12 protein-coding genes are annotated in these 16,117 nt (G+C 42.8%); 5 read left to right on the top strand and 7 right to left on the bottom strand.

Going from position 1 to position 16,117, the window contains the following annotated elements; genetic code table 11:
- The first annotated feature begins 136 nt into the window (after positions 1 to 136).
- Positions 137 to 1,528, top strand: a complete 1,392-nt coding sequence (locus tag V7K45_RS13270; protein ID WP_335004033.1) for a UDP-glucose dehydrogenase family protein — start codon at positions 137 to 139, stop codon at positions 1,526 to 1,528.
- 141 nt (positions 1,529 to 1,669) lie between these two features.
- On the opposite strand, the gene V7K45_RS13265 is transcribed toward V7K45_RS13270, so the two are convergent.
- The 4 genes from V7K45_RS13265 to V7K45_RS13250 all read right to left on the bottom strand — a co-directional run bounded on the left by V7K45_RS13265 (position 1,670) and on the right by V7K45_RS13250 (position 4,729).
- Positions 1,670 to 2,464 (bottom strand): LmeA family phospholipid-binding protein, encoded by a 795-nt coding sequence (locus V7K45_RS13265; protein WP_335004031.1) that lies wholly within the window; start codon positions 2,462 to 2,464, stop codon positions 1,670 to 1,672.
- Positions 2,465 to 2,666: 202 nt separating this feature from the next.
- Positions 2,667 to 2,813 (bottom strand): hypothetical protein, encoded by a 147-nt coding sequence (locus tag V7K45_RS13260; protein ID WP_335004029.1) that lies wholly within the window; start codon positions 2,811 to 2,813, stop codon positions 2,667 to 2,669.
- Between the two features lie 403 nt (positions 2,814 to 3,216).
- Complete coding sequence (locus tag V7K45_RS13255) at positions 3,217 to 4,179, bottom strand: aldo/keto reductase (RefSeq protein ID WP_335004027.1); 963 nt, start codon at positions 4,177 to 4,179, stop codon at positions 3,217 to 3,219.
- 244 nt (positions 4,180 to 4,423) lie between these two features.
- Positions 4,424 to 4,729: a small RNA NsiR4-regulated ssr1528 family protein gene (locus tag V7K45_RS13250; protein WP_109007959.1), complete on the bottom strand. Its 306-nt coding sequence runs from the start codon at positions 4,727 to 4,729 to the stop codon at positions 4,424 to 4,426.
- Between the two features lie 113 nt (positions 4,730 to 4,842).
- Between V7K45_RS13250 and V7K45_RS13245 the strand changes: the two genes are divergently transcribed.
- Positions 4,843 to 5,628, top strand: a complete 786-nt coding sequence (locus tag V7K45_RS13245; RefSeq protein WP_335004024.1) for a ferritin-like domain-containing protein — start codon at positions 4,843 to 4,845, stop codon at positions 5,626 to 5,628.
- A 109-nt stretch (positions 5,629 to 5,737) separates the two neighbouring features.
- Here the strand turns inward: V7K45_RS13245 and V7K45_RS13240 are convergent, their stop codons facing one another.
- The 3 genes from V7K45_RS13240 to V7K45_RS13230 all read right to left on the bottom strand — a co-directional run bounded on the left by V7K45_RS13240 (position 5,738) and on the right by V7K45_RS13230 (position 9,493).
- A complete protein-coding gene (locus tag V7K45_RS13240; protein WP_335004022.1) occupies positions 5,738 to 5,992 on the bottom strand; it encodes a hypothetical protein in 255 nt (84 codons plus the stop codon).
- Positions 5,993 to 6,064: 72 nt separating this feature from the next.
- Positions 6,065 to 9,154 carry a phosphoenolpyruvate carboxylase gene (locus V7K45_RS13235; RefSeq protein ID WP_335004020.1) on the bottom strand — a complete coding sequence of 1,030 codons (3,090 nt, stop codon included), beginning with the start codon at positions 9,152 to 9,154 and terminating at the stop codon, positions 6,065 to 6,067.
- Between the two features lie 84 nt (positions 9,155 to 9,238).
- Positions 9,239 to 9,493, bottom strand: a complete 255-nt coding sequence (locus V7K45_RS13230) for a hypothetical protein (protein WP_322713171.1) — start codon at positions 9,491 to 9,493, stop codon at positions 9,239 to 9,241.
- A 460-nt stretch (positions 9,494 to 9,953) separates the two neighbouring features.
- Between V7K45_RS13230 and V7K45_RS13225 the strand changes: the two genes are divergently transcribed.
- The 3 genes from V7K45_RS13225 to psbA all read left to right on the top strand — a co-directional run bounded on the left by V7K45_RS13225 (position 9,954) and on the right by psbA (position 15,958).
- Positions 9,954 to 12,971 (top strand): DUF1574 family protein, encoded by a 3,018-nt coding sequence (locus V7K45_RS13225; protein ID WP_335004014.1) that lies wholly within the window; start codon positions 9,954 to 9,956, stop codon positions 12,969 to 12,971.
- 54 nt (positions 12,972 to 13,025) lie between these two features.
- Positions 13,026 to 14,525 carry an MBOAT family O-acyltransferase gene (locus V7K45_RS13220; RefSeq protein ID WP_335004012.1) on the top strand — a complete coding sequence of 500 codons (1,500 nt, stop codon included), beginning with the start codon at positions 13,026 to 13,028 and terminating at the stop codon, positions 14,523 to 14,525.
- Positions 14,526 to 14,875: 350 nt separating this feature from the next.
- Entirely contained in the window at positions 14,876 to 15,958 is a 1,083-nt protein-coding gene (gene psbA / locus V7K45_RS13215) for a photosystem II q(b) protein (protein WP_335004010.1), read from the top strand.
- Positions 15,959 to 16,117: the final 159 nt, after the last annotated feature.

Below are 16,117 nucleotides of genomic sequence, written 5' to 3'. Positions count from 1 at the left end.
TCGCTCTAAATTTTCATGCAGGCTAACCCCATCGGTAACTAGTATATTTAGTTGCTGAGTTTTCCCAAATGTGTAAGTGTAAAATTGAGAACTTCTTTTTGAAGATTAAGCCCAAATTAAGTGAGGAGTTAAATAAATGCGTGTTTGCGTGATTGGTACTGGTTACGTTGGTTTAGTTACAGGCGCTTGCTTGGCTCATATTGGGCATGATGTAATTTGCGTAGACAACAACGAAGAAAAAGTTAAGTTAATGAAGTCTGGGCAGTCTCCAATTTTTGAGCCGGGACTCTCAGAAATTATGCAGTCTGCTATTCAAACAGAGAAGATTCATTTTACCAGCGATCTTGCAGCTGGAGTTTCCCACGGAGAAATTCTATTTATTGCTGTGGGAACGCCACCTTTGCCCACTGGTGAAAGTGATACTCGTTACGTCGAAGCTGTAGCCCGTGGGATTGGGGAAAATCTCAACGGTGGCTATAAAGTCATAGTGAATAAATCTACAGTACCCATTGGCTCAGGTGATTGGGTGCGGATGCTTGTTCTAGATGGTGTTGCAGAACGGCAGAAAACACTGATACCCGCAGGTGGAGTCCCAAGTGATGAGAAATTACCTGAATTTGTAGCCGAGTTTGATGTAGTCAGCAATCCAGAGTTTTTGCGCGAAGGTTCGGCAGTTCACGACACCTTTAACCCCGATCGCATTGTACTAGGAGGCAATAGCCAAAGAGCAGTAGCCTTAATGCAACAACTGTATGCCCCAATTGTAGAACGCAAGTACGCTGACGATCAATCTTTACCCCCTGTGCCAATTTTAGCAACAGACTTGAGTTCAGCGGAGATGATCAAATACGCCGCTAATGCGTTTTTAGCTACTAAGATTAGTTTTATTAACGAAGTTGCTAATATTTGCGATCGCGTCGGTGCTGATGTTACCCAAGTAGCCAGAGGTATCGGTTTAGACTCCCGCATTGGTAACAAGTTTTTACAAGCTGGTATTGGCTGGGGTGGTTCTTGTTTTCCCAAAGATGTCTCAGCTCTGATTCACACTGCTGATGACTATGGTTATGAAGCCCAGCTACTGAAATCTGCTGTCAGTGTCAACGAACGTCAGCGGTTGATTGCTTTGGAAAAACTCCAACAAGTTCTGAAAATTCTCAAAGGCAAAACAGTCGGACTACTCGGACTAACCTTCAAGCCCGATACCGACGACTTGCGAGACGCCCCAGCACTAATCCTAATTGAGCAGCTAAACCGACTGGGAGCCAAAGTCAAAGCCTACGACCCCATTATTTCCCAAACAGGTATGCGTCATGGTCTTTCTGGGGTGTTAGTCGAAACTGATGCCGAAAGACTCGCTGATGGCTGTGATGCTTTAGTACTTGTAACCGAATGGCAGCAGTTCAGCACTCTGGACTATGTGAAGATGGCGAAACTGATGGCCCACCCCGTTATCATCGATGGTCGTAACTTCCTCGACCCCGAAGCAATGATACGCGCTGGATTCCAATATGTAGGCGTAGGAAGATAGAAAGTTAAAAGTTAGGAGTAATTAATAACTCCTAACTTTCTTCAAAACCTAAAGATTTAAACTACCGCCTAGAATCATCTAGGCGGTATTTAATTTGTTTAAAGCTTCACTCTACTTTAATTTTTTCCCTATAATTTTGGATTAAGGACTATTTGGAATACGTTCAATTTCAGCATATCCACTGAAAATAATTTTTTGACCTTCAGTTTCTAATCGGTTGAGGCGCATTTTCACTCCATCAAGGTCAAAACGATCCAAATCGACCATATTATCTAAAATTTCTACCAGCGCTACGCTCAAGGTTTGCGAGATTTCCCGTTGTGCTTCTGGCACTTGGTCAAGTTGAATTTTCGGATCTTTGAAAGAAACTCGCCGCCGTCTTTCAATACCTACAGTTAAAATCATGCTCAGGGGTACGAGTTCGCCATTATTTAAATCTGCTTTTGCTAGAAGCTGTAAGCGATTTTCTGGCAATAGCTGTATCTGAACATCTGTAAAGGAGACTGGTTCACCGCCAGATAATTCTGTCAGTGATGGTACGGTGAGGTTAAGCAACCGCTTTTTCACCAGTTCCGCATTAAAGGCCTGGTTTATACCTGCTTCTGATAAGATTACTTGAGCGATCGCTTGAGTAGGTTGCTTAAGGCTAAGTTTGCCACTTAAAACCGAGCCAAAGTCAATAGCCACCGCATCAGTTTCAAACGACATCTCCTCAACCGCGAAATCTTTCCGAATCACCAAGCCACGTCCGCTCATTTTGAAGCTATCAATGCTGCCTTGCAAGAGCTTGCTGGAGGGGTAGCAGCGCACAAAGACTTCTACTGACTCGCTTTGGGTAAACAGGTGGCGAATCGTTTGGCTGGCGACTGTGTTGAGCATCCGCTCTCCCCAATCTGTGCCTTTAGGATTTTGTAAACCAGTAAGTCCGCCGAACATGTGGTTTTGGGTCTCTAGAAGTTCTTTGTACTTTTGTAACAAATCGTGAACAATACAGCAAGCGATCCCGTGATTAATTGTGCTGATGGATAGGCATAGGATGGCTGATGATTGATGAAGTAATGTATTAAATATTACTACTTGAACTTAAATAAGAAGAAAGTAGCAGCATTTATGACAATAATAATCATACGCTAAAGTGTTATGGAGTAAAGGTTTGAGAGTAAATACCCCGCTCTTGGATATTTAGTGCGACTTTTGACCAAGCTGCGTAGGCGCAGCCCGTCGTAGACATCGCTTGCCCAACAAAATATATAAAGCATCCTGAATCAGCTTTTCTTGCTGTCATTAGTTTCAGACTATATGTTATTCAAAATAATAATTTAACTACAAAATTATACTATCTTTACATAATAGGTTTGCTAATACTTGTATAAAAAATATATGTTACTGGTTGCTTATGAGGCTGTTTTACAGAGCCAGCGATCGCTCCATAGTTTTTATAATTTTAAATTCATTAATCAAGTTTTGAGAATTCAGATAGATTGGTATTCAAAACAATCGCTAGGAGAATAGTTTATTTGCTTGATACAGCAAATAGACAACGCGTATCTTTAATTAATTCATCATCTGCAAGTATTTCTTTAACTACCATCAAGTCAGACTCGTTTTTTTACTTGTTCAATTAAATTAAACTGGATGGTAGCATAGTTGAGGTGTGAACTTCTTCCACAGACAACACTAAGAAAGCATTATGCTGACATCAATTGCTGGATGCGCTGTGGTTCTTCTCCCAGCCAATCTGGATTTTGGGCAGTGCTGTCGAAAATTGATGAGGTTTTAAACGGCTCAAACTCCCCGCGTGATGCCGCTTCTGCCGTTTTTGCTAAGAGCGATCGCACTTCCGCGTTATTCATTGGCTGGAATGTCCGCACTGCTTCAAAAGCTTGCTCTAGAATCTCCATGCTGTCAATTCCGGTAATCACAACCGATGTGGGCAGATTCAAAGCATAGTGTAAACATTCAATTGGCGTTACAGTATTTGACCGTAAAAGAATACCGTTTGCCAAGCTTTTCATTCCCAGAACGCCGATGTTTTGTTTAACTAGCTCTGGCACAACCAGCTTTTCAAAGCTTCGGTAGTGGGCATCCATTACATTGAGAGGCATCTGCACTGTATCAAATTTAAACCCGTTAGTGGCTGCAACTTCCAGCATGTGCAGATGAACATAGGGGTCTTTATGCCCAGTAAAACCTATATATCGAAGTTTGCCAGCTTTCCGTGCCTCAATCAAGGCAGCATTCGCCCCTTCTTCCTGAAAAACTCGATGCGGGTCTTCGTGCCGTAGGATTTCGTGGTGCTGAACCAGATCGATGCAATCAACTTGCAGGCGTTGCAGTGATTCGTCTAGCTGTTTTGCTGCTACTTTTTTAGAGCGACCATCGATTTTCGTCATCAGGAACACTTTGTCTCGATAGCCATGCAAGAGCGCTTTTCCCATGCGAATCTCGCTGAGTCCACCATTGTAATCCCAACTGTTATCCATAAAAGTGATGCCGCGATCGATCGCGGTTCTAACAATTCGGATACCTAGTTCCTCATCAACATGCTTCAAGGCGATGTGCCAACCACCCAATCCGATGGCGGAAACTTTCTCTCCTGTACTGCCGATAACTCGGTATTGCATTTCTGAATTTGACGTAGTTTCTGACATGAGTTTTCCAAGTCTTTCAGCTATTACTTAAATACATATAGCCATCTGCCAATTCAAACACAAGAGATAGTTGACAATATCTTGCTGAAGATACACTTTTCAACTCATCAGGAATTTATTGAAGAAGCCAAAATATCGATGGCAATTTGCTATGTTTGAGGTAAAGAATTGAGGGCACAGCATTGCTGTACCCATAGAACATATTTGGTTCAAATAAATGAAAACTGTTGTACAAAATTAACAATTATTTACCACTATAAAAAAAGGCAATTTCTTTTTCTTTTAGGGGTGCGAAACCAGCATCTACAAGTAATTGGTCGAGTTCTGCTTGGGGAATGTGTTTTGCGCCAATTCGTACAATGCGCGATCGCATCGTATTAGATACACCACTGCGCTGTCTATTGGCTTCTAGGGCCATAACTTTACCATAAAGTTCTAGCTTGGCAGGGGGAATGGGAGAACCATCAAAATCAATTCCCTGTGCGATCGCTTCATCAATCGCATCAGCTCCTGTAGTAGTTTGATTCCCTGGGTTAGTTTCGGTAGGCATGGTGATTTACTCTTCTTGGCTATGGGTAGATTTTACCAGTCTTGCCAACATATCAGTTGAAAAAATAGTATTGTTAGTCGAAACAAAGTTTTGGGAATCATTAAAACAACATAATGTTATACACATTTGGAGTTTTGATGAATCCTCATAAGCTGTTACCTACTTTGCCTTCAATCACAACATCTGATAAGTGGTACACTTATTACAAAGCCAACGCTGAGTTTCAATTGGAGATACCTTGGAAGCGAGGTGCAGAAATCACAGAGGATGAACGAAATGCAATAGGAGATTCTTTAGCAGCTTGGCAGTTGGGTGAGACATCAGATGGATTGCACTTACTGGCTGCTGCTAAAAACTATGCACAGTACATCAAAGATCCCAGATATGTTGACGTAATTGAACTATTCATAAAGGAAGAACAACGTCATGGAGGGGACTTAGGACGGTTTCTTGACCTTGCCCAAATTCCTCGGTTACAGCATAACTGGGGTGACACGTTGTTTCGGAAAATACGCTATGCAATCCCAACAATGGAGATTTGGACAACTCCCGTCATTATGGTTGAGACTCTAGCGTTGGTTTATTATAAAGCAATTCAAAACGCAACAAATTCCGCAGTTCTAAAACAGTTGTGTCAACAAATATTGAGAGATGAAGTAAAGCATATTCGTTTTCAATACGAGCGTTTGGCAATTATACAGAAAAACCGCCCTGCATGGTTACGGAAGCTCATTTATCTTATACAGCAACTTCTTTACTATGTACCAGTGATTCTAGTCTGGATGGCTCATCATCGCGCACTCAGAGCAGGAGGGCATAGTTTCAAAAGTTACTGGCGGGATGCTTGGGTAAAAATGAATTTTGCCTGGGAGCGAATGAAACCAGAAAGATATCAATAAAAGACCTCTAAGATGTTTTACTAAGCAAAATCGTCCCTCTCCGAGTCGGAGAAGGACAGACTTGAACTTTAGTTCAAGGCAGGGAGAGGTTTATGGAACTCACGTTAGATTAATTACGAGCTTGTCGCGTCACCACACCACCAACAAACGCCCCTAAGATAGTGCCTGTCCATAGCCCTGTTGTGCTGCCTTGCCATATTGCTCCTGGTGTTATCCAAGCGTTGCACATCTCCTTTAAACCCCAAGGTTGGTTTTGACACTTTTGACTATGGAGCATCATGGTAATTTGCCCACTAGTGTAAGCGCCAAAAAAACCTGATGACAGCGCCAAGAAAGTGCAAATTAAAATTCTGTTTTTTGTCATTTGTCATTTGTCATTGGTCATTGGTCATTATGCCCCATGCCCAATGCCCAATGCCCAATGCCCCATTCCCAATCAACCTGTATTTCTCATCCCAGCAGCAATACCATTAATAGTTAACAATGCTCCTCGCAGTAACTCGCCTTTGCTGTAACGAGAATGAATGACTCCAGAAGTAGCAGTAGTATTTTGGGACTGCCGTAGACGCTTGAGTAGTGAAACTTGGATAAATCCTAAGGGGACAATTGTGCCATTGCGTAACTGCACAGATCGTTGCAATACCGGATCGCCATCTAACAGTCGATTGTGATCGGTGATTTTTAACACCAAATCCCTTGTCAGATAGAACTCGCTAGCAATTTGGTCAAAAACCTTGGCAAAACGAAGTCGATCTTCTGGTTTTGAGAGTTCTTGAACGTAGTGGTGTGCCATTTGCATATCTACTTTTGCCAAGGTCATCTCGGCCTTAGAAATCACCATCTTGAAGAAGGGCCATTTAACGTAAAAGTAGCGCAGTAATTTCAAGTGTTCTTCTGGTTCTGCGTTCAGGAATTCTTGTAAAGCTGTGCCAACGCCATACCACGAAGGAAGTAAAAAGCGAGTTTGCGTCCAGCTAAATACCCAAGGAATAGCTCGCAGACTGCTTAAATCTTTTTTACCAGATGGACGGCGTGCGGGACGGGAACTAATTTGCAGTTGGCTAATTTCTTCAATGGGGGTTACTTCGTGGAAGAAATCAACAAAATCAGGCTGTTCGTAGATTAAAGCTCGATAATGTTGACGCGATCGCACTGCTAATTCTTCCATAATCTCATTCCAGGGTTCAATATCATCAAACCCTGTCCGCAGCAGGCTGGCTTGAATCACAGCAGTGGTGATGGTTTCCATGTGGTACAAAGCCAAGTCCACCAAGGAATATTTGGAAGCTAAAACTTCTCCTTGTTCGGTAATCTTGATTCGCCCATTAATACTATGACCAGGTTGAGCCAAAATAGCCTCGTAAGCGGGGCCGCCTCCCCGTCCCACAGAACCGCCGCGTCCGTGAAAAATCCGCAAATTTAGATCGTAGTTTTCTGCTATTTGTTGCAGTGATTTTTGAGCTTTATGAATTTCCCAGTTGCTGCTTAAAAAACCAGAGTCTTTGTTGCTGTCAGAATACCCCAGCATTACTTCTTGTAAGTTCGTGGGGAGGGGGGAGGAAGCAGGGAAGCAGGGGAGCACAGGAGTAGGGGAGGATAAATTTTCATTTGCACCTTCTGCTTTTGTTTGTTCGTAGCCGCCGCCTAATAAAGCGCGATATAACGGTAGTTCAAACAGTTTCCGCATAACGCTTCTAGAGCGTTGTAAATCTTCTACTGTCTCAAATAGGGGGACTACTTGAATGGTTCCGACGGCAATGGCGGGGTCAAAAAGTCTGGCTTCTTTGGCTAACAGTAGTACTTCTAGCACGTCGCTCACGTCGCGGCACATGCTGATAATGTAAGTTTGGCAGATATTGAGACCAAATTCTTGTTGCAGCGATCGCACGACGCGAAAAGTTTCAATTACATCGTTGGTTCTTTCCGAAAATGGCAATTCTGCTGGAATTAGTGGCCTGCGGGTTTGCAGTTCGCCTGTGAGCCAAGCAACTCTTTGCTCCTCGGAGAGTTCGTTGTAAGGTTGAGGTAATATTTGCAGATATTCGAGGATCTCATTGAGCGCATCGGCATGGCGAGATGATTCTTGGCGGATATCTAACTGTGTTAAGTTAAAACCAAAAATTTCTACCTGACAGATGAGATTTTCTAATTCTCGACAACTTAAACCTGTTTCTGTCAAGTTGCGCTGAATCATTCGCAGTTCTGCTAAAAAATCGGCTCCTGAACGATACAGGGGGCTATCTTGATTTGTGGGCGTTTCCCGATTGTACAAAGCCAGATTGCGATCGCGAGTATTTTCCAGCCGTTTCAGCACGTAAGCCAATTTCAGCCGATAAGGTTCTTGTCGATAACGCAGCGCCAGTGCGTCGTAGACTTCACTCAACTGGGACTGATCCAATTCTAGAGATTCTAGTAAGTCTGGTAAAACGTCACTCCAGTGCATCGACACACTCAACAATTCAATCAGATTTTTCACTGATTGAATATATCTCCCCAGCACCATTTTGCGCTGATAGCAAGCCGTTTTCCAGGTAATTTCGGGTGTTACTGATGGGTTTCCATCTCTGTCTGAGCCTACCCAAGAGCCAAAAGAGCAAAAGTTTTTACTCGGTGGTTCTAGCCAAGGAAAGGTATTGGATAGAGTGTGTTTGAAACGTTTATACAGTTGGGGAATGCCATCAAATAAAACTTCTTGGAAGTAGTGCAGGGCATAATCTACTTCATCTAGCACTGTGGGTTTGAACTGGTGAAGTTCGTCTGTACGCCACCACAGGCGAATCTCTTCGAGCAATTGTTCGCGGACATCTACTGCTTCCCAAGGATATGCTCCTGGTGTAGTCCCAGAATGGTTTTCCAAGGTATCCAGTTTTTGCAAAAGTTGTACCACCTGTCGCTGCTTATCTCGGATGGTATGACGAACAATTTCCGTCGGATGCGCTGTAAAAACTAACCGCACATCCAGATGTGCAATTAGACGTTGAATTTGCTGGGGTGGTACATTCAGTTTGAATAAATAGGGAAACAAGGCAGCAAAAGTACCTTTTGGTTTGACTTGCGCCTTTTCGAGATAATTCTTTTTGAGGAAGGCTGCTGCTATTCCCTTGCTAACAGGCGCATCATCTTCTCTTTGATTGGAGGAATAGTTAACATTAGACGGTATTTCCGGCTCCGTAGCCTCTGTTTCTGCTTCATAACGGCTCAATTGCTGCCGTTGTTCGTATTCTTGCTCTATGATGTTAATCAACTGAAAATACAGAGCGAAAGCACGAGCCGCGCGAATTGCTTCGTTGATATTTAGTTGTTCAATTAAGTTGACGGCTGAGGATGCTTGGTCATTAGTTGCTTGTCCTTCTGGCGAACATAGGTCGCGCAACTCACGCAACAAGTCTACCATATTTTGACCGCATTCTTGCCGGAGAACTGACTCCCACAATTCTTCCACTACCTGGAGACGATGACGCAAAAATAATTCCGACACCGGGTATATATCAGCAGTTTGAGACGAAGAGTATAAAAGGGAACCCATATTCTCTATTCTTGTAAAGCTAATTACTGTTTACGGTTCTAGGTTTTGCACTTAATGCTCGCTGGGTTGTTCCTGAGCAAATAATTATTTGGTGTATATCTTCTCATCTTGATTGATTTCGCGTTCATCTGGGAAATCTAGATTGGGTAGGCGATCGCCTCGAAATAATTCTTCACTAGCTTCTCCTATGGCTTCTAGTGCTCTTACTGTGGTTTTTCCAGTAATCAGCAGCAGTAATATAGACGCTGTACCTATTTGTAAAAGGAGTGATTGAGGAATGGGAAACAAATCCAGATTGGATGCGGGTTTAGGTGAAGACTGTTGGTTGGTAGGAGGCATTGCTAATTTTTGGTTATGGGAATTATGAGTAAAAAGGAGTTCAGGGTTAGGAGTTAGGATGACTCCAACAATAAAGAGATGGAGTTGAAATGAGATAAGCTTATTGTTTGTTTCGCCCATCAGGGGCATTAGCGCAGTGGGACACAAGGCCGCCTTTAAAGGACAAGTCATCAACCAGTCATATAGAATTATTCTGACTCCTGGTTCCTGTACAGACGCGATTAATCTCGTCTCTCTTAACTCCTAACTTCTGATTTTTGACTCCCTATTAGTAAAATAAACGCAAAACTCAACATTAGTCAGACTTGCAACCTATACAAGACTATCTTGTCCGATTTTGTGAGCTACGAAGGTAACAAAATTGTTAAAAAAAAACGTCAGAGTGTGATAGACCTATGGTTCTAGTTTACAAGTGCAGGCACTATCCCCCAACCATCGCTTCCTGTAAAGTTAACTGAGCATGAAAACAGTAGTACCAGATCGCCAGCAATCCTTAGTGCAATGGGTAAGCCAAGCAACAGGGATCAACACTTTCGGAGTGAAAGTCCGGTTGCGGGGAAATGACCTTCATATTCTTTGTGAAGGTACAGAATGTCCGCAGCGTTGGCGTACTTTGTCTGATTTGCTGCAAGCATTACAGCAAACAAACTTAGATATTCTCACAAGCAGCGAACAAACCTCAATATATCAAGTATTTGTCTATGGTCGCAGAAAAGGGGAACAGCGTCCCTCGTGGTGCCATCGAGTTCACTTGAATCAAATAGATAAGCATCTCGATCAGGTGCAACAAGCGCTGCTAGCAGACTCGGAAAAATCAAAACAACCGGGTGGGGCGCTAATTGTCTCTAACGAAAGTTTGGCACGCCAAGGCAATCCAGAAGCGATCGCTCGATATCTGAGCGAAACTCTGAGTACGCTAGGTGTATCGGTACAGGTAAAAATTAAGCTATATAAGCCTAAGAATTCTCAGCCAGAAGAAAATCGCCTGTGGATATTTTGCCAGTCAAGCTATAGCCCTGATGCATCGTTGCTTGCCGAACCAATAGCACAAAAGTTGCGTTATCTCAAGCTTTCCGGCTACCAAGATGCCGTAATTGTTTCTCAGGTGAGTGGCGAAACTGCCCCTGATTGGCTGCTGCGGGTGGATTTGACACCACCAGAGGTGATGCTGAAAGAGTGGGCGCGTTGGGGGGATGTCCAAGCGATCGCTCGATTATTAGCTGAAGTACTATCAGGATTAAAAGTTGGCGTCCAAGTTTCTCTAAAAGAATCAACGCTACATATATTTTGTATCCCAGCTTTCGATCCCTTAGGAACTGCCCCGATCCCAGAAAAGGTAGTGTGCTTAGAAGCGATTTTACCCCAGCTAGAAGCGATCGCTCCTCAAGGCATTCTCGCCGCCACCATATACGGACAAAAAGCAGGCGACAAGGAACCCACTTGGGTTGATTGGCTAGCTTTACCCGCAGCCAAGCATCCCGCCTTTGCCATATCACCGCTTGATTTAGCAAATACTGGCGATGAGCCAGCAATCGTATTTTTACTAGAGCGCTTACTCAATCCTGATTTGGATTGGCGACTATTAACAGGGGGAATTCGCGTACTTCTACTGAACAAAAATGGTTTATTGCACATTATGTGTGATGCACCTGTTTGTCCACAGCGACAACAAGTAACAAGTAAAATTACGCAGTTTATCCGTCAGTTAAAAATTTCCGGTATCATGGGAGTACGTATATACGGTCGCCGTGCTGGGAATAAAGAACCTTTTTGGCATTATGGCGTCGATCTTGAACATCGCCAACGTTTAGTACCAGAAGCAACCCCAGAATTTGCTGCTACTTCTATATACATTGACGATTTAGTAACATCTGAGACTAGTGAACCAATTTTGCGCCCAGACTTAACGACAGAAGAAGTTCAAAATTTTGTAACCGAAGTAGCGCGAGATTGGATAGCAACGGCGAGTTCAACTGCGAGAAAATTCTTGTTGAAAAGCCAGATATTTACCGAAAGCAACGAGTCAGCAGAACGTAACCATGATGTTCAAGGAATTAAAATTGCTCTGGTTTGGGGAACACTGGGATTATTGCTCACCCTCCAAACTGATTGGGTATTGGGTCGAATTATTACACTTAATACGCCCAGTTCGCCAAAAGTAGCTAGTGCCACCCTCCCATCTTCATCTTCCGAGCAAAAGGCATCTTTGACATCTGGAAAAAATCAGAGTCAGAAAACGACATTTTTTAGCAGCACTTCCAAGACAAAATCTCCTCCAAATCAGAGTTCTGTATTTAATGCTTCGGAATTTACCCAAAGTGATGATACCCCAAAAAATAATTTGGCAGCCGCACCACTGAAGGAAAAAGCAACCGCAACAGCTATTCTTTTAGCAGCGCGATCGCAGATGCCAAGTTTTAATGTCAGGCAGTTAGATGAGCAACTAGCACTCTATAAACAGCGTTTAGCCAGAACTGGTACTCCCCCAGATGTGTTGATTATTGGCTCCTCCCGCGCCCTCAGAGGAGTAGATCCCGCAGCACTTTCTAAAGCTTTAGCAACTCAAGGCTATCCAAATCTCGACGTGTTTAACTTTGGAATTAACGGTGCTACGGCACAAGTTGTAGACTTTGTGATTCGTCACGTACTAGAACCATCAGAACTACCCAAAATAATTATCTGGGCAGATGGGGCGCGTGCTTTCAACGGTGGACGCGAGGATATTACCTTTAAATCGCTTGCGGCATCCGTTGGTTATAAGCAAGCATTCCAAAAAACAGCAACCACTGCAAATATCAATGATTTACCAGAGAATACAGTAAATTCGGAAGAACAAAAGACAAACGAAGAAAAACAGGAGATTAGTACTTACGAAGCCGTCAATCAGTCGTTAAATCAGGCTCTAGCCTCTGTTTCTACTAGCTATCAAAACCGCGACCAAATTAAAAGCTTACTGCAAAAACAACTGCTCTTATTTGGTAAGAATCAGACAGTTGCATCACAAAAACAGTTGACAGACGGTACTTCAGATGAAAGTATTTCCCAGCAAGCCGTTGACTTTGATGGCTTTCTACCCTTGTCGATTCGCTTTAATCCCGCGAGATACTATCAAAAACATTCTAGAGTTCCCGGCAATTATGACAACGACTATAAATCTTTCCAAGTAGAAGGACAGCAAGATACTGCTTTTCAAGAAGTGCTTCAGTTTACCCAGTCTCAGAAAATCTCCTTAGTGTTTGTCAATATGCCTCTGACGGCAGATTATTTAGATCCAGTGCGTAAACAATATGAGCAACAATTTCAGCAATATATGTTGCGTTTGGCTACTAATCCCAATTTTATTTATCGTGATTTGAGTCAACAGTGGCCAAAAGTAAATGATTTCTTTTCCGATCCTAGCCACCTCAATCGATTTGGTGCATACGAAGTCTCGAAAAAGCTAGCTAACGATCCGATGATTCCTTGGCCAGTGAAGTAGAAAGTAAGGAGGGCGGAATGGGGAGAATAATCGATAATGACTAATGACTAAAAAATGAACTTTATATCAATTTTCTATGGGCTGTTCCTGTTGAGTGTGTTAGGAATTTACTGGTCTTTAGCACAACATAAATTGCGATTGTGGACGCTGCTAATTGCCAGTCTGGTTTTCTATTCATCTTTGCACATCCAATACATACCATTACTATTAGCATTGACATTTATCAATTTCCGTATAGGGCTGGAAATTGGTAACAACACATCACCAGGAAAACATTCTCTTGACTGGCAAATTTCTAATGAAGAGTGGCAATTTGCTCAAGTTGATTGGAATCGTCGCCGTCTCAAGGTTTTGTGGGTGGGTATAATTCTAAATGTTTTACTGCTATTAGCTTTTAAGTATTTTACCCCTTTATTCAAGTTTGTTTTTCATGTCCAAACAAACTCACCAGATAGCTCTTTTAAGTTAATTGCACCTTTGGGAATTTCATTTTTCACCTTTGAATGTATTGCCTATTTAATAGATGTCTATCGCGGTGCCCCTGCTACTGACAATTTTCTCAAATTTGCTACGTACAAATTATTTTTTGCAAAACTGATTTCAGGGCCGATTACGCGCTATCACAACTTAGCAAATCAATTTAATACACTAGAATTACCTAGTACTAATAGAGTAGCTGAAGCCCTGTGGTTGATTGCTAGGGGTGCAGTCAAAAAAGGTATTTTTGCAGACCACTTGGGAATTTTCGTCGATTTATGTTTTGGTAATTTGCAACGAGCCGGTAGTACGGATCTCTGGTTAGCTACATTCGCCTATGGCTTGCAGTTGTATCTAGATTTCAACGGTTACGTAGATATTGCCCGTGGTAGTGCTATGCTTTTCGGCTTAGTTCTACCTGAAAATTTCGACTTTCCTTATTTCAGCACCAATATTTCCGAATTTTGGCGGCGCTGGCACATGACTCTGGGAGATTGGTTACGTAACTATGTGTACTTTCCGTTGGGTGGTTCCCGTCGCGGTTTAGTCCGTACCTGCTGGAATTTATTTATTGTGATGCTAATTGCTGGTATCTGGCACGGTGCTGCTTTGGGTTATGTCGTTTGGGGTATAATCCACGGATTAGCTTTAGTGGTTCATCGACTTACAGATTCTATAAGCGATCGCTTTGAAACTTTAGAACAATTCTGGCAAAATCCTCTAGGTATCTTTGTCGCTTGGTTTTTAACTCAACTGATGGTTTTTACCTCTTGGATTTGGTTTCGTCTACCTAATCTCCAAGACTCTTCTTTGGTAATTCGGCATCTTTGGGGTTATCCGGCTGACGCCCAGTTTGCTGAAAAGGTCTATGTGGAAGCCTTAAATATGAGCCAATCCCAACTTGCTTGCGTACTTCTAGGTTTAGCTGCGCTTATGGCTGTAATCTATGCATTCAATCGAATGCTGAAGTTGGAGTTTAACTGGCCTCTTAAGCTTGTCTTCGTCCCCCTATGTTTTTACGCTGTTTGGTTATTAGCTCCTGAAGGCAGTTTGCCCTACATCTACTTTGATTTTTAACTGAACCATCAGACATATACAACTTAATATTTTGTTACAAATCAACAAGACTTAAAATGTTTTTCATCGGCTAATTGTAAAGAAGTGTAAAGGTAAATAACTAGGCGATCGCTTCATTGAAACTGATAGCTAGTTTATTGTTGAAATAGCTGAAAAAGCCTCAATCCATTACTTTTACCTTGATTATTTATAGAAGGAAAACTTTACAGTTCGATGAGCTTGTTAAAGAATTACGTTACAGAATATTAAGTGAAAGATCGTGTCAAAGTAAATTCATGTAGACTGTATTTCAACAGGCGAAAATAAAATCGCTTGTTCCATATTTAACAACCCATAGCACTTATAAAACAATGACCACAACCTTACAACGGCGCTCCGGCGCTAACGTATGGGATCGCTTTTGCGAGTGGATCACCAGCACTGATAACCGCATTTACATCGGTTGGTTTGGTGTCCTCATGATCCCAACCCTACTAGCTGCTACAACTTGCTTCGTAATTGCTTTCATCGCTGCTCCTCCCGTGGACATCGACGGCATTCGCGAACCTGTTGCAGGTTCTTTGATTTACGGAAACAACATCATCTCTGGTGCAGTTGTTCCTTCTTCAAACGCTATCGGCTTGCACTTCTACCCAATCTGGGAAGCAGCTTCCTTAGATGAGTGGTTGTACAACGGCGGTCCTTACCAGCTAGTGATTTTACACTTCTTGCTCGGTTGCGCTGCCTACCTTGGTCGTCAGTGGGAACTTTCTTACCGCTTAGGTATGCGTCCTTGGATCTGCGTAGCTTACAGCGCACCTCTGGCTTCCGCTACCGCAGTATTCTTGATCTACCCAATTGGTCAAGGTTCTTTCTCTGATGGTATGCCTTTGGGTATCTCTGGAACCTTCAACTTCATGATTGTGTTCCAAGCAGAACACAATATCTTGATGCACCCCTTCCACATGTTAGGTGTGGCTGGTGTATTCGGCGGAAGTTTGTTCTCTGCAATGCACGGTTCTCTAGTAACTTCTTCCTTGGTGCGTGAAACCACCGAAACCGAATCACAAAACTACGGTTACAAATTCGGTCAAGAAGAAGAAACCTACAACATCGTTGCAGCCCACGGCTACTTCGGTCGTTTAATCTTCCAATACGCTTCATTCAACAACAGCCGTTCACTGCACTTCTTCCTAGCAGCTTGGCCTGTCGTCGGTATCTGGTTCACCGCTTTGGGTATCAGCACGATGGCATTCAACCTGAACGGTTTCAACTTCAACCAATCAATCATTGACTCCCAAGGTCGCGTCATCAGCACCTGGGCAGACGTAATCAACCGCGCTAACTTAGGTATGGAAGTAATGCACGAGCGTAACGCTCACAACTTCCCCCTAGACTTAGCTGCTGGTGAAATTACTCCTGTCGCTTTGACTGCTCCTGCTATCAACGGTTAATACTTTCAGTATTAGCTAAATAAAAAGCGCCCTCCAGAAATGGGGGGCGTTTTTTAGTTGTAATTACCTTAAAATAATAAGTCGATTTTGTTTTATAGCGATGACTATATTAATTTTAGCAGTCCTACAACAAGGGTTTAATTCACATTTGTTGAGCAT

Origin of the sequence: Nostoc sp. (assembly GCF_036917375.1) — a bacterium.
Taxonomy (GTDB): Bacteria; Cyanobacteriota; Cyanobacteriia; order Cyanobacteriales; family Nostocaceae; genus Nostoc.
This window is presented reverse-complemented; position numbering and strand designations above follow the sequence as displayed.